This is a genomic window from Lactiplantibacillus paraxiangfangensis, from assembly GCF_036246185.1.
Lineage (GTDB): Bacteria > Bacillota > Bacilli > Lactobacillales > Lactobacillaceae > Lactiplantibacillus > Lactiplantibacillus paraxiangfangensis.
Genome location: NZ_BTPW01000002.1, coordinates 43785 through 61965, shown reverse-complemented (window position 1 = coordinate 61965; position 18181 = coordinate 43785). Strand labels below are relative to the sequence as shown.

9 protein-coding genes and 1 other annotated feature are annotated in these 18181 nt (G+C 45.4%); of the genes, 8 read left to right on the top strand and 1 reads right to left on the bottom strand.

What is annotated here, in order from left to right; translation table 11 throughout:
• Window positions 1-100 precede the first annotated feature (100 nt).
• The 6 genes from AAA939_RS01300 (at window position 101) to AAA939_RS01275 (ending at window position 15480) form a co-directional block, all read left to right on the top strand.
• Window positions 101-9853: an MBG domain-containing protein gene (locus AAA939_RS01300; protein ID WP_338208139.1), complete on the top strand. Its 9753-nt coding sequence runs from the start codon at window positions 101-103 to the stop codon at window positions 9851-9853.
• Between the two features lie 243 nt (window positions 9854-10096).
• Window positions 10097-10297 (top strand) — a binding site (T-box leader).
• Between the two features lie 56 nt (window positions 10298-10353).
• A complete protein-coding gene (gene serS, locus AAA939_RS01295; protein ID WP_338208140.1) occupies window positions 10354-11625 on the top strand; it encodes a serine--tRNA ligase in 1272 nt (423 codons plus the stop codon).
• A 301-nt stretch (window positions 11626-11926) separates the two neighbouring features.
• Entirely contained in the window at window positions 11927-12985 is a 1059-nt protein-coding gene (locus AAA939_RS01290; protein WP_338208141.1) for a PTS sugar transporter subunit IIC, read from the top strand.
• A 36-nt stretch (window positions 12986-13021) separates the two neighbouring features.
• Window positions 13022-13675 carry an L-serine ammonia-lyase, iron-sulfur-dependent subunit beta gene (gene sdaAB, locus AAA939_RS01285; protein WP_338208142.1) on the top strand — a complete coding sequence of 218 codons (654 nt, stop codon included), beginning with the start codon at window positions 13022-13024 and terminating at the stop codon, window positions 13673-13675.
• A 13-nt stretch (window positions 13676-13688) separates the two neighbouring features.
• Window positions 13689-14579 (top strand): L-serine ammonia-lyase, iron-sulfur-dependent, subunit alpha, encoded by an 891-nt coding sequence (gene sdaAA, locus AAA939_RS01280; protein ID WP_338208143.1) that lies wholly within the window; start codon window positions 13689-13691, stop codon window positions 14577-14579.
• 166 nt (window positions 14580-14745) lie between these two features.
• Entirely contained in the window at window positions 14746-15480 is a 735-nt protein-coding gene (locus AAA939_RS01275) for a helix-turn-helix transcriptional regulator (protein ID WP_338208144.1), read from the top strand.
• 63 nt (window positions 15481-15543) lie between these two features.
• On the opposite strand, the gene AAA939_RS01270 is transcribed toward AAA939_RS01275, so the two are convergent.
• Entirely contained in the window at window positions 15544-15870 is a 327-nt protein-coding gene (locus AAA939_RS01270) for a hypothetical protein (RefSeq protein WP_338208145.1), read from the bottom strand.
• Window positions 15871-16243: 373 nt separating this feature from the next.
• Here AAA939_RS01270 and AAA939_RS01265 point away from each other — a divergent pair, with 373 nt between their 5' ends.
• The gene (locus tag AAA939_RS01265) at window positions 16244-16435 is read left to right on the top strand and encodes a hypothetical protein (RefSeq protein ID WP_057706558.1); all 192 of its coding nucleotides are present in this window, start codon (window positions 16244-16246) and stop codon (window positions 16433-16435) included.
• A 444-nt stretch (window positions 16436-16879) separates the two neighbouring features.
• On the top strand, window positions 16880-18160 hold the full coding sequence (locus AAA939_RS01260) for a UDP-N-acetylglucosamine 1-carboxyvinyltransferase (protein WP_338208146.1): 1281 nt from the start codon (window positions 16880-16882) through the stop codon (window positions 18158-18160).
• Window positions 18161-18181 lie beyond the last annotated feature (21 nt).

The window sequence follows — 18181 nt, the reverse complement described above, 5'->3', positions numbered from 1 at the left end:
ATTGAAAATTAATTGTCCGAACTGGTCTTTTGAAGACAGCCGGCTTGACAATTAAATTGATCACGGGGGATTCGCCGTCGTTTAAAAAGGAGCGGGAAATTTGAAACAAAAAATAGCAAATCAATCAATCAAGAAGAATTTCATTTTATACAAGGGCCATACGGGTTGGAAAATCAAGACCCGTATTTTTGGAACGCTATTAGTTGGCCTTTCCGCGATGACTATCGCAGAAAGCGCAGGGACGGTTGATGCCCATGCCGCAACGGAAGCAACGCCATCTGCGGATACTTCTCAAAAACCGGCACCGAAAACGACTGGGACTGCAGTACTTAAAAATAGTGGTACTGGTGAAACACCGGCAAGCCAAGGTAGCCAGGAATCAGGTAGCCAAGCACCTGCAAGCAGCCAAGAATCAAGCAGCCAAGCACCTGCAAGTCAGGCATCGGTAAGCCAAGCATCAGGTAGCCAGGCACCAGCAAGTCAGGAACCGGTAAGCCAAGCATCAGCAAGCCAAGCATCAGGTAGCCAGGCACCTGCAAGTGAAGAGTTAACGATCCAAGCACCAGCAAGCCGAAGATTAGCAACAGGATCGCTTTCAGCTAACCTATCAATTTCCCCAGCGTCTATGCGGATTGCCCCAGAGAGCTTTTCGCTTGATAGTGTGGCAACAGATACAACTAATGATGCTGCGACCTATCAAACGTTAACACCGGGTCAGCAGATTGACGTTAGCAAGGTTAATAGTGCAGACGGCACAGTCAAGCTCTCAGCCGACCAGATTAAGGACCATTTCACGGGAACTCTTGTGAATAATGATACTACTAATACAACTAGCGGGAAGGGCCGGATAAAAAATACATCTAACATTCCCATCGGTGATGATGGCTCCGTTGTATTGACCAGTACAGATGCTCACCAAGTTTATAACACGTTTGGGGATCTCAAACCAGATTTGATCACTGGACACCAAGTAGCCAATGTTTCCTTTGAACATGACATCGACTTTAGTCATAACTTTTCAATGACCGGAGCTTTGGGAATTGGGACCAACAGCAAGGATGGTGCAGATAGTGTTGGAATTATTTTTGTTCCTGGTGATCCTGCAGCTGCAACCAAGGGTGATGCAGGACGGAGCCTGGGATTAGACGGCTTGAAAAATGCGTTTGGATTCGTCTACGATAACTATCACAATGGTCCTGAGGATGGTTATGTTGCCGATCCCGGTACGGCAGATTACTTTGGATGGCGGACCACGGATAGTAATGGATATTTACAAGCGGATACTGACACAGTAGTACCCGCAAGTTCGCTGACATTGAATGCTCGGACAGATACTCCGTTCAATGACTTCGTAATGACCTATGATGCTGAATCGAAACAATTGAAGATTAGTTTGGGTGGGCATGATTTTACACGAACAATCACTGATACTACTTCCGGCTATTCAATTTCAATCGCCGCTTCTACTGGTGCACAGACGAATAATTATGCGGCTAGAATCGATACGTTTAATTACACACCTAAGACCGCACAAGTAAATGTTAATTTCACGACACCAACGACAACGCCCTTGAGTACGACTAGTGCCACTACACCCGCACCGGTGACTGCTAATATTGGGGATACTATCTTAGTATTCTCTTCGGTGGCTGCTGCTCAGCGAGCACTCGAGAAAGACCCAACACTTAATCCTGATTTGATGACGGTGCTTCCAACCGATGCAGACGGGAATGTGTATGTTGTTGACGGGAGCCAAGCCTCTACGAATGGCTCAATCCATTACATCGGTGATGATCAAACTGTATCCGATGGTGCTTACTACAGTTATGTGGTGACTAACCTTGAGACTCAAAGTGTGGCGGTTCCAGTTAGTTTGACTTTTAAGGCCACCATAACACCAGTCGATAAGGCCACGGGGAAAGCAATTTCAGGAATTAATCCCATAGAAGTGAATGCGATCGCTGGTAAGACCACTGTAGTGCAAATCCCAGGATTTACGTCAACGACGATTACGATTCCTACACCTGTAGATGGCCAGCCAGTCAACTATAATTTACCAGTTGATATGAGCACGACGGCGGCTGAAGGAACCACGACTACTGGGGAAGTTAACCCAATCAAACATTATTACACGGCTGCTGGTGAGACGATTGATGGGACACCAGTTACTGCTAATGTGACGGTAGGGACGAACCAATCCGTTACGGATGCCCTCAATGCAACACCAATCGGTGAAGATGGTAAACCTGTCACGGATGGTAGCACGCCAGCCTACACTTGGTCGACGGTGCCTAATGCTGCTGGAACGGACTCTACAGATTCTACGGCTCCTAAGGATAGTAAGAGTATTTTAGTGCCAACAAAGGCCACACTGGATAAATGGCTTCAAACGGCTTCTGACAACCAAGCCAAGGCGAAAGATTATCAAAAGCAAACGCAAGATATTTATGACAAATTTGTTGGTTTAACTGGGATTACGCCGGAACAGAAGGCCGCCGCACAGAAACTCTTGGATTCTGTTAATGATATGTACGCGCAACTTTCGACAGATAATGCCACGGCTAAGGATGACTTGCAGGCCGCCGAAGATGCTACGGACCCAGAGACAATTTTTGAAAAAGGTCAAGCTGGGTATAATGCCATGGCTAACATGGATGACACCCTGAAAACGTTCCAAGATGACTTGGATAATTTGACTACGACCAACGATGCGGCAGTTGCTAGTTTAGCGACCTTTATGTCTTGGTCACAGGCTTATGGCCAAACTGTCGGCATCCCTGTCGTGAATGTTAATGAGGATGGATTTGGTGCAACGCTGACTCAAGCCCAAAAGGACGGTTTTAACAATCCGGATTACTACTACTACATTGATGCCACGGATTCAGATGCACACGTGACGCCTAAAAATGTGGGGACCTACTATTTCAAGTTGACTGATGCTGGTCGTACTTATCTTAAGAGCTTGACAACTAATACTAATGCTGGTCTCTACACGTCAGCGGCACTTACGATTACGCCAGTTGATGCGACGCCAACCCTTGAAGATTCTAGTCTGCAATATGGCGGTGTTGCCGGCATGTTACCATTAGCCAATATCAACTACCATCTGGGTACGGTGGCTGGTGATGATGATCCGGCGCTTAAAATTACTCAGGACGATTTTGAAATTGACGATGCCAATGGCAATAAGGTCGAAATCAGCAAATTGCAAGTCGGTGGCAAGTATACGATTCGTTATACCGATGCTGCTCAGACTACCCTGAAGAACGATAAGAATTACAACTTCACGTTTGGCACGGCCCCATTAACTGTGACACCACGGGAAGTTTCGATTGTTGCTGCAAAAGCCGGGAAGACCTATGGCGACAGTACCGATCCGGCTCTGACCTTGGACAATGATTCTGCCAAAGCTGCTTTAGTCAACGGTGATGACGTTTCTAGTCTTGGTGCCGCTCTGACGCGGGAGACTGGCGAAAATGTTGGTAGCTATAAGATCTCCGGTACTGCCACGGCAAACCAGAACTATGCCGTAAAGGTTACGGACGGGACTTTTACTATTGCTAAAAAGCCAATCACGGTAACAGCCAATAATGTTAACGTCGATTATGACGGTACAGCACATCAAGTTGATCAAGCAGGCTTCAAGCTTGATTCTGGTGATGATAATAAGTTAGTTGGTACCGATACACTGGCCGATTTGAAGGTGACGTTGACGCCAAGCGCCGAAACCAACGCTGGAACGTATACCATTTCGGGTTCCTCAACGGCAGCAAACTATGACGTCACTGTCAATGATGGAACTTTGACCATTGCGCAAAAAGATGCCACGATTACTGCCGATGCCGCTACCGTGGGGTATGGGGATACTTTACCGACATTTACGGTAACTAACAGTGATACGGGCTTAAAGACCACACTCGATAATACTGATTTTGAAATTTTTGATAACAAGGCAAAAGCGGTTGCTACGGGTCAATTACAAGCCGGTGGCGACTACACGATTCAATTGACTCAGGCGGCCCAAGACAGTTTGAAGACTGCCAATCCTAATTACAAGCCTAGCTTTGGTGCGAACAAGTTGACCGTTTCACAACGGGCAATTACGGTTCACATTGAAAATGGTGGCAAGGATTATGGCGTTACGAACGATCCAGCCTTGACGTTTACCATTCCAACCACCACTGCCGCCGGTCAAACTAACGGTACGTTAGTTGATCCAGATACTCAGGCTACATTAGGAGTGACGTTAACTCGGAAAATTGGGAATGACGCTGGCACCTATAACATTACTGGGACGGCTGCCAATGATGGTAATTACAAGGTCTCCATTGAAAACGATGGGACCTTCACGATTGCACCGATTGCTGGAACCGCCACGGTTGCCGATACTAGTGTGGTTTACGGTGACGCTTTGTCAGATGATAAGGTAACGGTCAACGGAACAGATACTAGTGAACTTAGTGCGGACAATTTCGAGATTGTTGATACAAAGACAAAATCTGTTGTGACTGCTGACAAACTGCAAGTTAACGGAAGCTACACGGTGCAGTTGACACAAAAGGCTCAGGATGCTTTAAGCAAGGCTAACCCTAACTATACTCTCAGCTTTGTTGCGGGTGGATTGGCTGTGACCAAGCGGCCAATTACGGTGCAAATGAATAACGTCACTACCACTTATGATGGCAAGGCGCACGGTGCGAATGGCTTCATCGTTGCATCGGGTGATAAGTTAGTCGATGGTGACAGTGATGGTGCGCTTGGCGTTACTCTGGATCCAATCTCTGAGACTGATGCTGGGACATATGCGATTACTGGAAAAGCTGATTCAGCGAACTATGATGTAACGCTTAAAGATGGGGCACTGAATATCACTCAAGCGGACGGAAACGTGGTTGTAACGGGGACTAGTGTCGTTTATGGTGATTCATTGCCAAGCCTGTTGGTCTCAGTTAATGGAGCGACAGCTAATAAGCTTAGTGCGGACAATTTCGAGATTGTCGATACCAAGACAAACGCTGTTGTGACCGCTGATAAACTACAAGCTAACGGAACCTATACGGTGCAGTTGACGAAGGATGCTCAAGATAAGTTAAGCAAGGATAACAGCAACTACAAACTTAGCTTTGGTACAGATGCTGCTTTAACCGTGGCTAAGCGACCAATTACGGTACAAATTAAAAATGTTACTACCACTTACGATGGCAAGGCGCATGGTGCGAATGGTTTCGTCATTGCAACGGATGTGCCGAATAACGCGTTAGTCGATGGTGACAGTAATGATGCACTTAGTGTTACTCTGAATCCAATTTCTGAGACTAATGTTGGATCATATACGATTTCTGGGAAGGATGCTTCGGCGAACTATGATGTAACCCTTAAAGATGGGGCACTGAATATCACCCAAGCGGACGGAAACGTGGCCGTAACGGGGACTAGTGTCGTTTATGGTGATTCATTGCCAAGCTTGTCAGTCTCAGTTAATGGGGCAGCTGCAAGTGAGTTGAGTGCGGACAATTTCGAGATTGTTGATACAAAGGCAAAATCTGTTGTGACCGCTGATAAACTACAAGTTAACGGAAACTACACGGTACAGTTGACGAAGGCTGCTCAAGATAAGTTAAGTAAGGATAATAGCAACTACAAACTTAGCTTTGGTACGGATGCATTGACTGTAACTAAGCGTCCAATTACGGTGCAAATTAATAATGTTGAGACCACTTACGATGGTACAGCACATGGCGCAAATGGCTTCAGTATTGCCAAGGACGATAAGCTAGTCAATGGCGACAGCAATGATGCGCTTAGTGTTACTCTGAATCCAATTTCTGAAACTAATGTTGGGACGTATACGATTACTGGGAAGGATGCTTCAGCGAACTATGATGTAACGCTTAAAGATGGAACGCTGAAGATTGATCAAAAGGCCGGTAACGTGGCCGTAACGGGGACTAGTATCGTTTATGGCAATTCATTGCCAAGCTTGTCAGTCTCAGTTAATGGGGCAGCTGCTAGTGAGTTGAACGCGGAAAATTTCGAGATTGTTGATACAAAGACAAACTCTGTTGTGACTACTGATAAACTACAAGTTAACGGAAGCTACACGGTACAGTTGACGAAGGCTGCTCAAGATAAGTTAAGTAAGGATAATAGCAACTACAAGCTTACCTTTGGTACAGATGCTGCTTTGACTGTGACTAAACGGCCCGTCACGGTTCAAGTTTCCGACCAACAATCTTATGCAGGTGAAGCTAACCCGCAAAACGATGCGAAATTAACAAGTGGCGCGTTTAAGGATGGCGAAGGGGTAACTGACCTGAACTTAACTTACAGCGAACCAACCAATCCTGCCGTCGGAAGTTACACGATTGATGCCACTAACGGAAATACTAATTATGACGTGAAGGTTCTTCATGGTCAGTTAACAGTTTTAGGCAAGGAAAAAGATGCGGCTGGTACTACGACAATCACTGAAAAAGATGCAGCTGGCAACGTAGTTAAAATTGATAAGCAGTGGCCAGATGGTAGCCATACAACGTACACCTATGATCCAGCGACAGATAAGCGGACTGTAAGTGAGCAAAAGGATGGCAAACAGGTTGACCAACAGGAACTTACCTCGGATGCTTCCAAGGTAACGTTGTCTGATGATGCCAATACAAGCACGACCGTTACACTTGATCCTACGACCAAACAGCCAGTATTTGAACACGACACGACGGAGACAAATGCTATCGGCGATACTACCACGACGAAAGACGCCGATGGTAATGTCGTTAAAGTAGTCAAGCAATGGCCAGATGGTAACCAAACGACGTACACTTACGATCCAATTTCTGGGGACCGTGCAGTGACAGAAGAAAAGGATGGCAAGCCAGTCGACCAGCAGAAGATTACGTCTGATGATGCGAAGACAACCTTGTCTGGTGGTGATGACGTTAAAACCATCGTTAATACTGGGAAACCAGGATCACAACCAACGTTTGAACATGACACAACCAAGACGACGAAAGATGATGCTGGTAATGTTACTGCCACGACGAAAGATGATGCTGGCAACGTCATTAATGTCACCAAACAGTGGACCGATGGGAGTACGACGACCTACACTTACGATCCAGCCACTGGTAAACAGAATGTGACTGAGCAAAAGGACGGAAAGACGGTCGATCAAAAGACCATTACTCCTGATGCACCGAAAGCCACTTTGTCGACTGGTAACGGTGTTGAAACTACCGTTAATGCGCCAAAACCAGGTGCAGAACCAACGTTTGATCATGAGACGACGAAGACTGATGGCGACACGACCACGACGAAAGACGCCGATGGCAATGTTGTCAAAGTAGTTAAGCAGTGGCCCGATGATAGTCAAACGACGTACACGTATGACCCAGCTACTGGGAATCGGACTGTGACGGAACAAAAAGACGGTAAGACAGACAATCAGCCAATTGCAAAAGATACTAACAAAGCAACTGTGTCTGCTGTAGATGGTGCTAAAACGATTGTTAACGCCGGACAACCAGGGTCACAACCAACGTTTGAACATGACACAACGCAGACGACGAAAGATGATGCTGGTAACGTTACTGCCACGACGAAGGATGATACTGGCAACGTTATTGATGTCACTAAACAGTGGACCGATGGGAGTACGACGAAGTACACTTACGATCCAGCTACTAAGACGCAGACGGTAACGGAACAAAAGGATGGTAAGACAGTCGATCAGAAGACCATTACCCCTGATGATCCGAAAGCAACCTTGTCAACTGGTAACGGTGTTGAAACCACTGTTAATGCGCCGAAACCAGGGTCAGAACCAACGTTTGATCATGAGACGACAAAGACCGATGGTGATACGACCACGACGAAAGACGCCAACGGAAACGTTGTCAAAGTAGTTAAGCAGTGGCCTGATGATAGTCAAACGACTTACACTTACGATCCAATTACTGGGGACCGTGCAGTGACGGAACAAAAGGATGGCAAGCCAGTCGACCAGCAGAAGATTACGTCTGATGATGCGAAGACAACCTTGTCGAGTGGCGATGACGTTAAAACCATCGTTAATACTGGGAAACCAGGGTCACAACCAACGTTTGAACACGACACGACGCATACTGAGACTGATAAGTCTGGTAATACCACTGCCACAACGAAAGACACTGACGGTAACGTCGTTAAGGTTGTGAAGCAGTGGGCCGATGGTAGCCAAACAACTTACACGTTTGATCCAGCTACTGGTAAACAGACCGTTACGGAGCAAAAAGACGGTAAGACGGTCGATCAGAAGACCATTACTCCCGATAAGCCAAAAGCAACGTTGGCAAGTGGCGATGGCGCTGAAACGATTGTTAATACTGGGAAACCAGGCGCAGAACCAACATTTGAACATGACACGACGCAGACCACGACTGATAAGTCCGGTAATGTTACGACCACGACTAAGGACGCTGACGGCAATGTCATCGAAGTTACGAAACAGTGGACCGATGGGAGTAAGACAATTTACACCTCTGATCCAAAGACTGGTAAACAAACGGTGACTGAGCAAAAAGATGGTAAGACGGTTGATCAAAAGACCATCACACCTGATACGAAAGCGACATTATCAAGTGGTAATGGTGTTGAAACCATCGTGACTGCTGGGCAACCAGGGTCAGAACCAACGTTTGAACATGATGCAACCAAGACCACGACTGATAAAGCTGGTAACGTTACAACCACGACGAAGGATGCCGATGGAAACGTTGTTAAGATTACGAAGCAGTGGACCGATGGGAGTAAGACAATTTACACCTCTGATCCAAAGACTGGTAAACAAACAGTGACTGAGCAAAAAGACGGTCAAACGGTCGATGAGAAGACCATCACACCTAATGCGAAAGCCACATTGGCCAGTGGAGATGGTGTTGAAACCATCGTGACTGCCGGGCAACCAGGCACTGAACCAACGTTTGAACATGATGCAACCAAGACCACGACTGATAAGTCTGGTAACGTTACGACCACGACGAAAGACGCTGATGGTAATGTCATCAAGGTTACTGAGCAGTGGACTGATGGGAGCGTGACGACTTACACTTACGATCCAGCCACCGGTAAACGAGTGGTTACGGAACAAAGAGATGGTAAGGTAGTTGATCAACAAACCATCGATCCTGATGCGACGAAAGCCACATTATCGAGCGGTGCTGGTGTTGAAACGATTGTTAACGCTGGGCAACCAGGGTCACAACCAACGTTTGAACATGAGACTATCAAGACCACGACTGATAAGTCCGGTAACGTTACTGCTACGACGACGGATGCCAATGGCAATGCCGTTAAAGTAACGAAGCAGTGGACTGATGGAAGCAAGACGATTTACACTTACGATCCAGCTACTGGTAAGCGAACGGTTACGGAACAAAGGGATGGTAAGACGGTTGATCAACAAACGATCGATCCGAATGCCTCGCAAGTAACATTAGTAGATGGTGCTGGTGGTAAAGTAATCGTCAACTTTGGTAAAGCTGGGACGGAACCTTCCTTTACACGTCAACTTGCTGCTCAAACGGGTCGTCGCCAGGTAACGGTACAAAAAGCTGGTATCAACCAAGGCAAGCGTGCAAGTAAGCAGGCGAAACCAGTGGTTCAAGGTAAAAAGAGTGCGCAGTCAGCAACGACTAATGAAGTAGCAGGTGACGTTGCTGTAACTGGGCGTGTGCAGGCTCAACCAAAGGCGAAGTCCAATCAGAAGCAAACGGAATTACCACAAACGGGTCAAAAGAATGAAAGTTTATTGGCCGAAGTAGGGGTAGTCTTATTAGCACTGTTGGCAGTACCATTTATTCGTCGGCGCTCACATTAATTTGAGTCATTAAAGGCATGAGAGCAATGCCTAGATAGACCAAAAAACCGTCCTGAGGTTAAGGGCGGCTTTTTGGCGTTCTACGATAAAGCGTATCTTGTTAATCAGGATGCGCTTTTCTTATACTGATTTTTAAGGAAGGACCGTAAGTGTAATCAGGCCGCTTTTGATAATAAATATTTAAAATGATAATAAAAAACTATTGACTTTGATTGGCGAGTAGTTTAGATTAGAAGGCGTAATGAAAGCGCGACCATAATGGCTAGTAAACGAACGGCTTATTTAGAGAGCTAACGGTTAGTGGAAGTTAGTTAAGCTGGTTGGTTGAATCCACCATTTAGCGCTTGGTTTCGAGATAAGAAACCACGGTGAGACGTTATACTCATTAGAGAATGCCGATGCATTAAATTGGGTGGTACCACGTTGATAATCAACGTCCCATAGTCTTAGTAACTAATTAAGACTATGGGACGTTTTACTTTTTTTAGGAGGTTTTTATTATGTTAAATCCCAAATATATTCGTAACAATCCAGAACTGGTCAAGACTAAGCTACAAACGCGGAAAGTTGATCCAGCCGAAGTTGAAGAATATTTACAATTAGATCGTCAAAACCGCGATGCGATTACTAAGGTCGAGGGGCTTAAACGTGAAAAGAATCAATTGACTCAACAAGTTAGCCAAAGTGATCCTAAGACGGAAGCTGGGCAAGCCCTGATTCAACAAATTAAAACCATTAACGGGGACATCAAGAGTACTGAAGCGGCCCAAACGGAAGTTAGCGAACGGCTGAACTACTTAGCCATTCGCTTCCCAAACTTGCCGGCCGATGACGTTCCCGTTGGTCCTGACGAAGATAGCAACGTTGAACAACGCAAGCATGGCGCTATTCCAACCTTTGACTTCAAACCAAAAGCCCACTGGGAATTAGGCGAAAGCTTAGGCATCCTTGATTTTGATCGGGCAGCGAAGGTTTCCGGGGCACGCTTTGTTTATTATAAGGATGCGGGGGCGTTGCTAGAACGGGCCGTTTACAGCTTCATGCTCGACCTGCATACCCAGAAGCAGGGTTACCACGAAATTATTCCGCCATACTTGGTCAATGCGCAAACGATGTACGGAACGGGCCAATTTCCTAAGTTCAAGGAAGACGTCTACACGGTTGAATCTTCGGGGATGACGTTGATTCCAACGGCGGAAGTTCCGTTGACGAACTACTATGCCAATGAGATTTTGAGTGAGGATCAATTGCCAACTTACTTCACCGCGATGACACCTTGCTACCGCTCAGAAGCGGGGAGTGCTGGTCGGGACACCCGGGGCTTGATTCGGATGCACCAATTCCATAAAGTTGAAATGGTGAAGTTCTGTAAACCAGAAGACTCATACACAGAATTGGAAAAACTAACGGATAATGCGGAAGAAGTTTTACGTGAACTTGGTTTGGCTTACCACGTGATTGAACTATCAACGGGTGATACGGGCTTCTCATCGGCTAAAACGTATGACGTTGAAGTATGGATGCCAGAACAAGGTGTTTACCGTGAAATCAGCTCGTGCTCAAATTGCTTAGACTTCCAAGCACGGCGGGCCATGATCCGTTACCGCAAAGCGGACGGCACGGTTGACTATGTCCACACCTTGAATGGCTCTGGACTTGCTGTTGGTCGGACCGTTGCTGCGATATTGGAAAATTTCCAACAAGCGGATGGCTCGGTCAAAATCCCGGCAGTGCTCCAACCTTACATGCATGGCATGACTGAAATAAAATAAAATTATTATGAGAATAAATTATTATTCTCATAATTAACATAACTAATAAATCCATTTATATCAATAGATTGACGTTTAGATAAATTATCATTTTAATCTAAATGCCAATCTATTTTAATTTATACAATTAATTTATTAGGACTTGCAATTGAATTCACACGCGAAAATTCTCTATTGATGATAATCTTTTATCGTAAATGAAAGGGCTTCCAAAGAAGAGAAAGTGATGTAGCTCACAATCCGGATATTGCGAATTTCATCTTTGAGACGACCCTTACGGAAAAAGTTAGGAGGATTCATCATGCAGATAATTTTGGGCGTACTAGTATTACTTAGTGTGATTGCGGTGATGACACTGTTCACCTTTAAAGCACCGCAAGGCCAAAAAGCAGTTAGTGCACTTTCGGGGGCTGCTTGCGCAACATTTTTACCACAAGCATTTTTAAGCTATGCCATTGGGGGCGTATTCCATATTGATTTTATTAAACAAATTGGGGACACCATGGGATCGTTAGGCGGCTTGGCTGCAGGGGCGTTAGTACCATTAGCCTTTGGGATCAATCCAGTATTTGCAGTTTTATTGGGGGTTTCCTTACTTAAAGTTAAATTATTACCAGCATTTATTGCCGCTTACATTGTGTCATTCTTAATTAAAGAAATTCAGAAGCGGGTTACGGATGGTTTAGACCTTATTATTATCGTGTTAGTTGGTCCCATCTTAGTTAATTTCATCGCAGGGTTAATTTCACCCGTAGTTTTAATGATTTTGAACACGATTGGTGGGACAATTGTGACAGCTACTAAGGGGAACCCATACGTTATGGGCGCGGTCTTAGGTGCAATTATTCCATTAGTCGGGATGACGCCATTATCATCAATGGTCTTGACCAGCTTGATTGGGTTGACCGGCGTGCCAATGGCAATCGGGGCGCTCGGTTGTACCGGGAACTCCTTCCTGAACTTTAGCTTCTTCCGGAAGTTGAAATTCGGTGACAACTCCACGACTTTAGCGGTGGCGATTGAACCGCTAACACAAATAGATATTATTGCAGCTAATCCAGTCCCAATCTTTGCTACCAACGCGGTGGCCGGGGCTATCAACGGAATCATCGTGACGGCCTTCGGATTGGTCATTAATGTGACTGGGATGGCGACCCCTTGGGCGGGCTTAATTGTTACCCTTGGGATGAATCCAGTTATGAAAGTTTTACTGGCGGTAGCCTTAATCTTTATTAACAGTACGATTTGGGCTTACGTTGGTGCCTGGGTATTTAAGAACTTCAAGATTCACACGGTTTCTGAAATTCGGGCTGACGATCAAACGGATGACTATCAAGCTGGTGCCGAAGCAAAAGCTTAAACACCACGGTGATGATTTAGTAGGAGGATGACTACGATGACGGTTAATTATAAAAGTGTATTTGATATCATTGGTCCAATCATGATTGGACCATCCAGTTCTCATACGGCTGGCGCCTGTGCGATTGGCCGCGCTGCCAACAGTATTTTTAAGGATAAGCCAACGGATATTGTCATTCATTATTATGATTCTTTTGCCCAGACACATAAGGGGCACGGAACGGATTACGCCATTATTAGCGGTATCTTAGGTTTTGACCCGGATGATAGTCGGGTACCATACGCAATTGGGTTGGCACGGGACCAAGGCATTAACATCACGTTTATTGAAGAACCTGGTGATAGTCCAATCAATCACCCTAACACCGCAATTATTGATTTGAAGAATGAACATAAACAAGTGTCAGTCTCCGGTTGCTCCATCGGCGGTGGGACGATTGAAATTCGCGAGATTCATATGGATGGTTTTGACATTAAACCAAAGGGGCCGCTTCCAATCCTGCTAGTTCAGGGGGGCGAAGATGACCATCAAAACGTCACTAAGCAATTAGCAGATTTAACTAAAGTGAATGCGCATCAACGTTATCAAACGACCAAGGGAAATATGTATGAATACGATTTGGATCGGCGTTTGAAACATGATGAGATTGAAAAGATGGCCAAAGATTATTCCAAGTTAGTTTACTTATAGGGGGTACGAGAGCATGTATATGAGTGTAGCGGATTTAGTCGCAGATTCAGTTGCGAAAAGTAAACCAGTTTATGAATTAATGATCGAACAAGAAATGGCCACTTCAAACTGCAGTCGTGAAGAAGTTTGGCATACGATGAGCCGGAACTTGGACGTCATGGAAGCTGCCGTCAAAAAGGGCGCAACGGGTGATGGGGTTTACTCGACGACCGGTTTAACCGGGGGCGAAGCCGTCTTGCTTAAAAAGTACCGGCAAAAGGGTCAAACTTTATCTGGCGATACGATGATGCAAGCCGTTCAAAATGCCATTTCAACTAACGAAGTTAACGCTGCGATGGGGGTTGTCTGTGCGACACCGACGGCCGGGTCAACGGGGACTTTACCAGGTGTGATTTTCACCTTGAAAGACCGTCTAGATTTGAGCCGGGACCAGATGATTCAGTTCTTATTCACAGCGGGCGCCTATGGCATGGTCATCGCTAATAACGCCAGCATCGCTGGGGCCACTGGTGGCTGTCAGGCCGAAGTTGGGAGTGCCTCCGCAATGGGAGCCGCTGCCGCGGTTGAAATCGCTGGTGGGACTGCTGAACAGAGTTCTGAAGCCTTAGCCATGGCAATCAGTAACTTATTAGGGTTAGTTTGTGACCCCGTTGCGGGCTTGGTTGAATTACCTTGTGTTAAGCGGAATGCCATCGGGGTCGGTAACGCATTGATTGCCGCCGACATGGCGTTAGCCGGCTGTACCAATAAGATCCCCGCCGATGAGGTTATCGGCGCGATGGACCGGGTTGGTAAAGGACTACCGAAGGCGTTACGGGAAACTGGTTTAGGTGGCTTAGCGGCTACGCCAACCGGGATTCGGATGAAGATGAAGATCTTCGGTAAGGCCCAAACGAAAGCTTAAAGTTCTCAGGCAAGATGACGGCCACTAAAGCGGCCGTCATCTTTTTCTATCAAGAAGCAGTTGAATTAATGCAAGCGGTTTTATTATTGTGATAAAATAGTATTAAATATCGTGATAGTAAAATTTTAGCGTAGCAATAGTGAAAGACCTAGTGAGGTGACGGTCCATGGAAAAGACATTATCAATGAAGCAGGCCTATATCCGAGAGTTCATTCCCTTTGTTGATTTCTTAGCGGATATTTTAGGTCCCAATAGTGAAGTCGTATTAAATGATTTATTAGACTTGAACCATTCCGTAGTGGCGATTCGGAATTCACATATTTCGCATCGTAAGGTTGGCGATCCAGCTACCGACTTAGCTTTACGAACGATGAAGGCCGGTAAAACGGAAAAGCGCGATTACTTAGCAAACTACAAGGGTGTGACCCACGGAAAATATCCGATGCGGTCGTCAACTTACTTCCTGCGCTTAGATGGTGAAATCGTGGGGATGATTTGTATTAACACCGACGAGAGTGACCTGGATGAACTCCAACAACAGGTCATCAAAATTATGCGCGATTACAAACATTTAAATGCGCCAAATATTCATACGCCCAAGGCTGCCCCGGTCCAAGAAGAAGTTCACGATTCACCGGTCGCACCAGAACACTTGACGACGTCAATTACCGACTTAGCGCGTGAAGTCACCCAGACGGTCTGTGCGGAATACGGCGTGTCAGTTGAATACTTAAAGCAAAACGAGAAATTAGAGATTGTGCGGAACTTGTATCACCAAGGCTATTTCTTGCTGAAGGATTCAGTGAACGAAGTGGCTAAAGTGATCAAGGTTTCTGATCCGAGTGTTTACCGTTACTTACAGACGGTTAAGGATGAGGATAAAAATATTAATACTGATTAACGAAAAACCACCCTGCAGAATAGCTGCAGGGTGGTTTTTGCGTTAGCGTTATTATTTGAAGAACTACGACCGCTTTTTGAGGCTCAGGGTCATTGATGACGTTTCTGATCTTTTGGAGGGACGCACCTGTTGCGGATGCTTGGTACCCCATTCGTAGAGCCAGAAAAGCCAATTAGCGACGATCAATTGACCAACGATTAGGAGTGCACTGTTGGCCGTGATACCAGCAACGGCTACGATCAGTAGCGGCATTACGATGGCATAACTAATGGGTAGGATGCGTGCTGTGCGGACTGAAGCTTTCATCACTCCCAAGGCATACTGCAAATAGACGTTTAAAATAATGACCGCAACTAAGCAAAAGACAACGATATAATTACTTATCAGCATAATTCCCACCTCCGATATCTAAATTAGTTGCAGTATATCATAGATTTAAATGGGAAACAGGTATGAAAGAAAGTGGGATTTATGAAAATATGATTAGACCAGTCTTTAGCGCTACTTGCTGCAAAAACTTTCTATCAATTATTAAATATTATCATGCCGGGGTTAGGAGCACCCATTTGAATTTCAGTTATCAATTGATTATTACCGTGATAAATCTCATTCATTTTTAACTTGTCCAAAGTAGTTGAAAGCCTTTACAGTCAACCGTTTAGCACGTGAATTCATGATTATCAGAAATTATCAAATTGGTTGCACGGTCTAAACGGAGCATTTTATATGATATGATATTGAGTAATCAATGGAGGTGAAGACCATGTTAACTGCCAAGCAAGTCAGACGCCGATTGCAATGTGAGTTAGTCACGATTGCCGACGATTACCAAGTTGATATTGAGGATCGGATGTATACCGAAGCTGAATATCAAGGATTGATGCACCTACTGCTAAATCTCCGAGAGCTTAATATGGACCCGGACAACGTGGGCCAGTTACTAGCGATTAATTAAAGAACCACCCTAACAATATAATAAGGAAGTGATTATGATGACAGCCGATAGTCCGTCAGGCTCAATTCAGTCCAGAGAGTGCTAATGCCCAAATTACCTTTGCGCATTAGCACTTTTTGAATACATAAAATTCGGTGGGCTTGTTAGCTAGTAAGGTTGTTTTGAGCGAAGTCATTAGTTTTAAATCGTTTGACTTTTACTTCTTCACCTGAAAGTTAATTAATGCGCACAAATGTTAGGGGAGGAAGCATTTTATTTGGGGATAACGGGGCTAAAAAATTGTGGAATCTTAATGAAAACGGTTAAATGAGAACAGTACAAGAATTTCTTGTTTAAAAAGATTACAGTTTCCTGATATTGGTTGTTTTTTCGGGCGACATTCTTTATTATGGTTAATGATTGTATGATACAGTGTGACACTTATTTAGCGAGGAAAGTTATGTTATGAAAAAAATGATTATCCATGGCGGAAAACGACTTTCTGGGGAATTAACGATCGGTGGCGCAAAAAATAGTACCGTCGCACTGATTCCTGCTGCGATTCTCGCAGATACTCCGGTCCGATTTGACACGGTTCCGCACATCCTTGACGTTCACAACTTAAAGATTATTTTAGAATCGATGAACGTCCATTCCACATTTGAAAATGATGTTTTAACCATTGATCCAACCCACATTGAAGAATCCGAATTACCAAGTCACGCAATTAAAAGTTTGCGGGCTTCATATTACTTTATGGGTGCCTTACTAGGGCGTTTTAACCGTGCTACGGTGACGTTCCCGGGTGGGGACAATATTGGGCCACGGCCCATTGACCAACACATCAAGGGCTTTAAAGCACTTGGTGCCAACGTCGTTGAAGAAAACGACTCTGTGTTTATCTCAACTGGTACGGAAGGCCTTCACGGTGCCCGCATCTTTTTAGACGTGGTTTCCGTTGGTGCTACGATTAATATTATCCTAGCGGCCGTTAAAGCCCACGGGACAACCACAATTGAAAACGCTGCAAAAGAACCCGAAATTATCGATTTAGCGACCTTCCTAAATAACATGGGTGCTAAGGTTCGGGGCGCTGGTACGGATGTTATCCGGATCGAAGGCGTTGATTCCTTGCGTTCACGGGCAACCCATACGATTATCCCTGATCGAATTGAGACGGGGACTTATCTATCATTGGCGGCTGCATTAGGTGACGGCATTTTACTGAAGAATGTTATTCCAGAACACATGGAGTCCTTTACGGCTAAGATGATCGAGATGGGCGTTGATCTACAGATTAATGAAGACAGTATTTACGTTCCACGCACGACTAATCTCGGACCAGTCCGGATTAAGACGGCGACCTATCCAGGCTTTGCAACCGACCTACAGCAACCCATTACGCCGTTATTATTACGGGCAACGGGCAACAGTGTTGTGATCGATACGATTTATCCACAACGAACCCAGCACATTGCGCAGCTGCGTAAAATGGGCGCGGACATTCACGTCCAGGACAACTTGATCGTGGTGGGGCATTCTTCCCACTTACAAGGTGCTCACGTTGAGGCGGGCGAAATCCGCTCGGGAGCTGCACTAATGATTGCTGGCTTAGCGGCCAATGGCACGACTGAAATTTCACGCGCTGACAATATTTTACGGGGTTACGATCGGGTAATCGAAAAACTGCACACTTTAGGTGCGGACGTAGAAATTGCAGCGGACGAACAAATTTCTGAAGGTTAGACCGCTGTTACAAGCTAAAGA

Bases quoted from the DNA above. Each gene is read 5' to 3' on its own strand.
- sdaAB (WP_338208142.1), top strand. From the start codon at position 13,022: ATGACGGTTAATTATAAAAGTGTATTTGATATCATTGGTCCAATCATG.
- sdaAA (WP_338208143.1), top strand. From the start codon at position 13,689: ATGTATATGAGTGTAGCGGATTTAGTCGCAGATTCAGTTGCGAAAAGT.
- AAA939_RS01270 (WP_338208145.1), bottom strand. From the start codon at position 15,870: ATGCTGATAAGTAATTATATCGTTGTCTTTTGCTTAGTTGCGGTCATT.
- serS (WP_338208140.1), top strand. From the start codon at position 10,354: ATGTTAAATCCCAAATATATTCGTAACAATCCAGAACTGGTCAAGACT.
- AAA939_RS01275 (WP_338208144.1), top strand. From the start codon at position 14,746: ATGGAAAAGACATTATCAATGAAGCAGGCCTATATCCGAGAGTTCATT.
- AAA939_RS01265 (WP_057706558.1), top strand. From the start codon at position 16,244: ATGTTAACTGCCAAGCAAGTCAGACGCCGATTGCAATGTGAGTTAGTC.
- AAA939_RS01290 (WP_338208141.1), top strand. From the start codon at position 11,927: ATGCAGATAATTTTGGGCGTACTAGTATTACTTAGTGTGATTGCGGTG.
- AAA939_RS01260 (WP_338208146.1), top strand. From the start codon at position 16,880: ATGAAAAAAATGATTATCCATGGCGGAAAACGACTTTCTGGGGAATTA.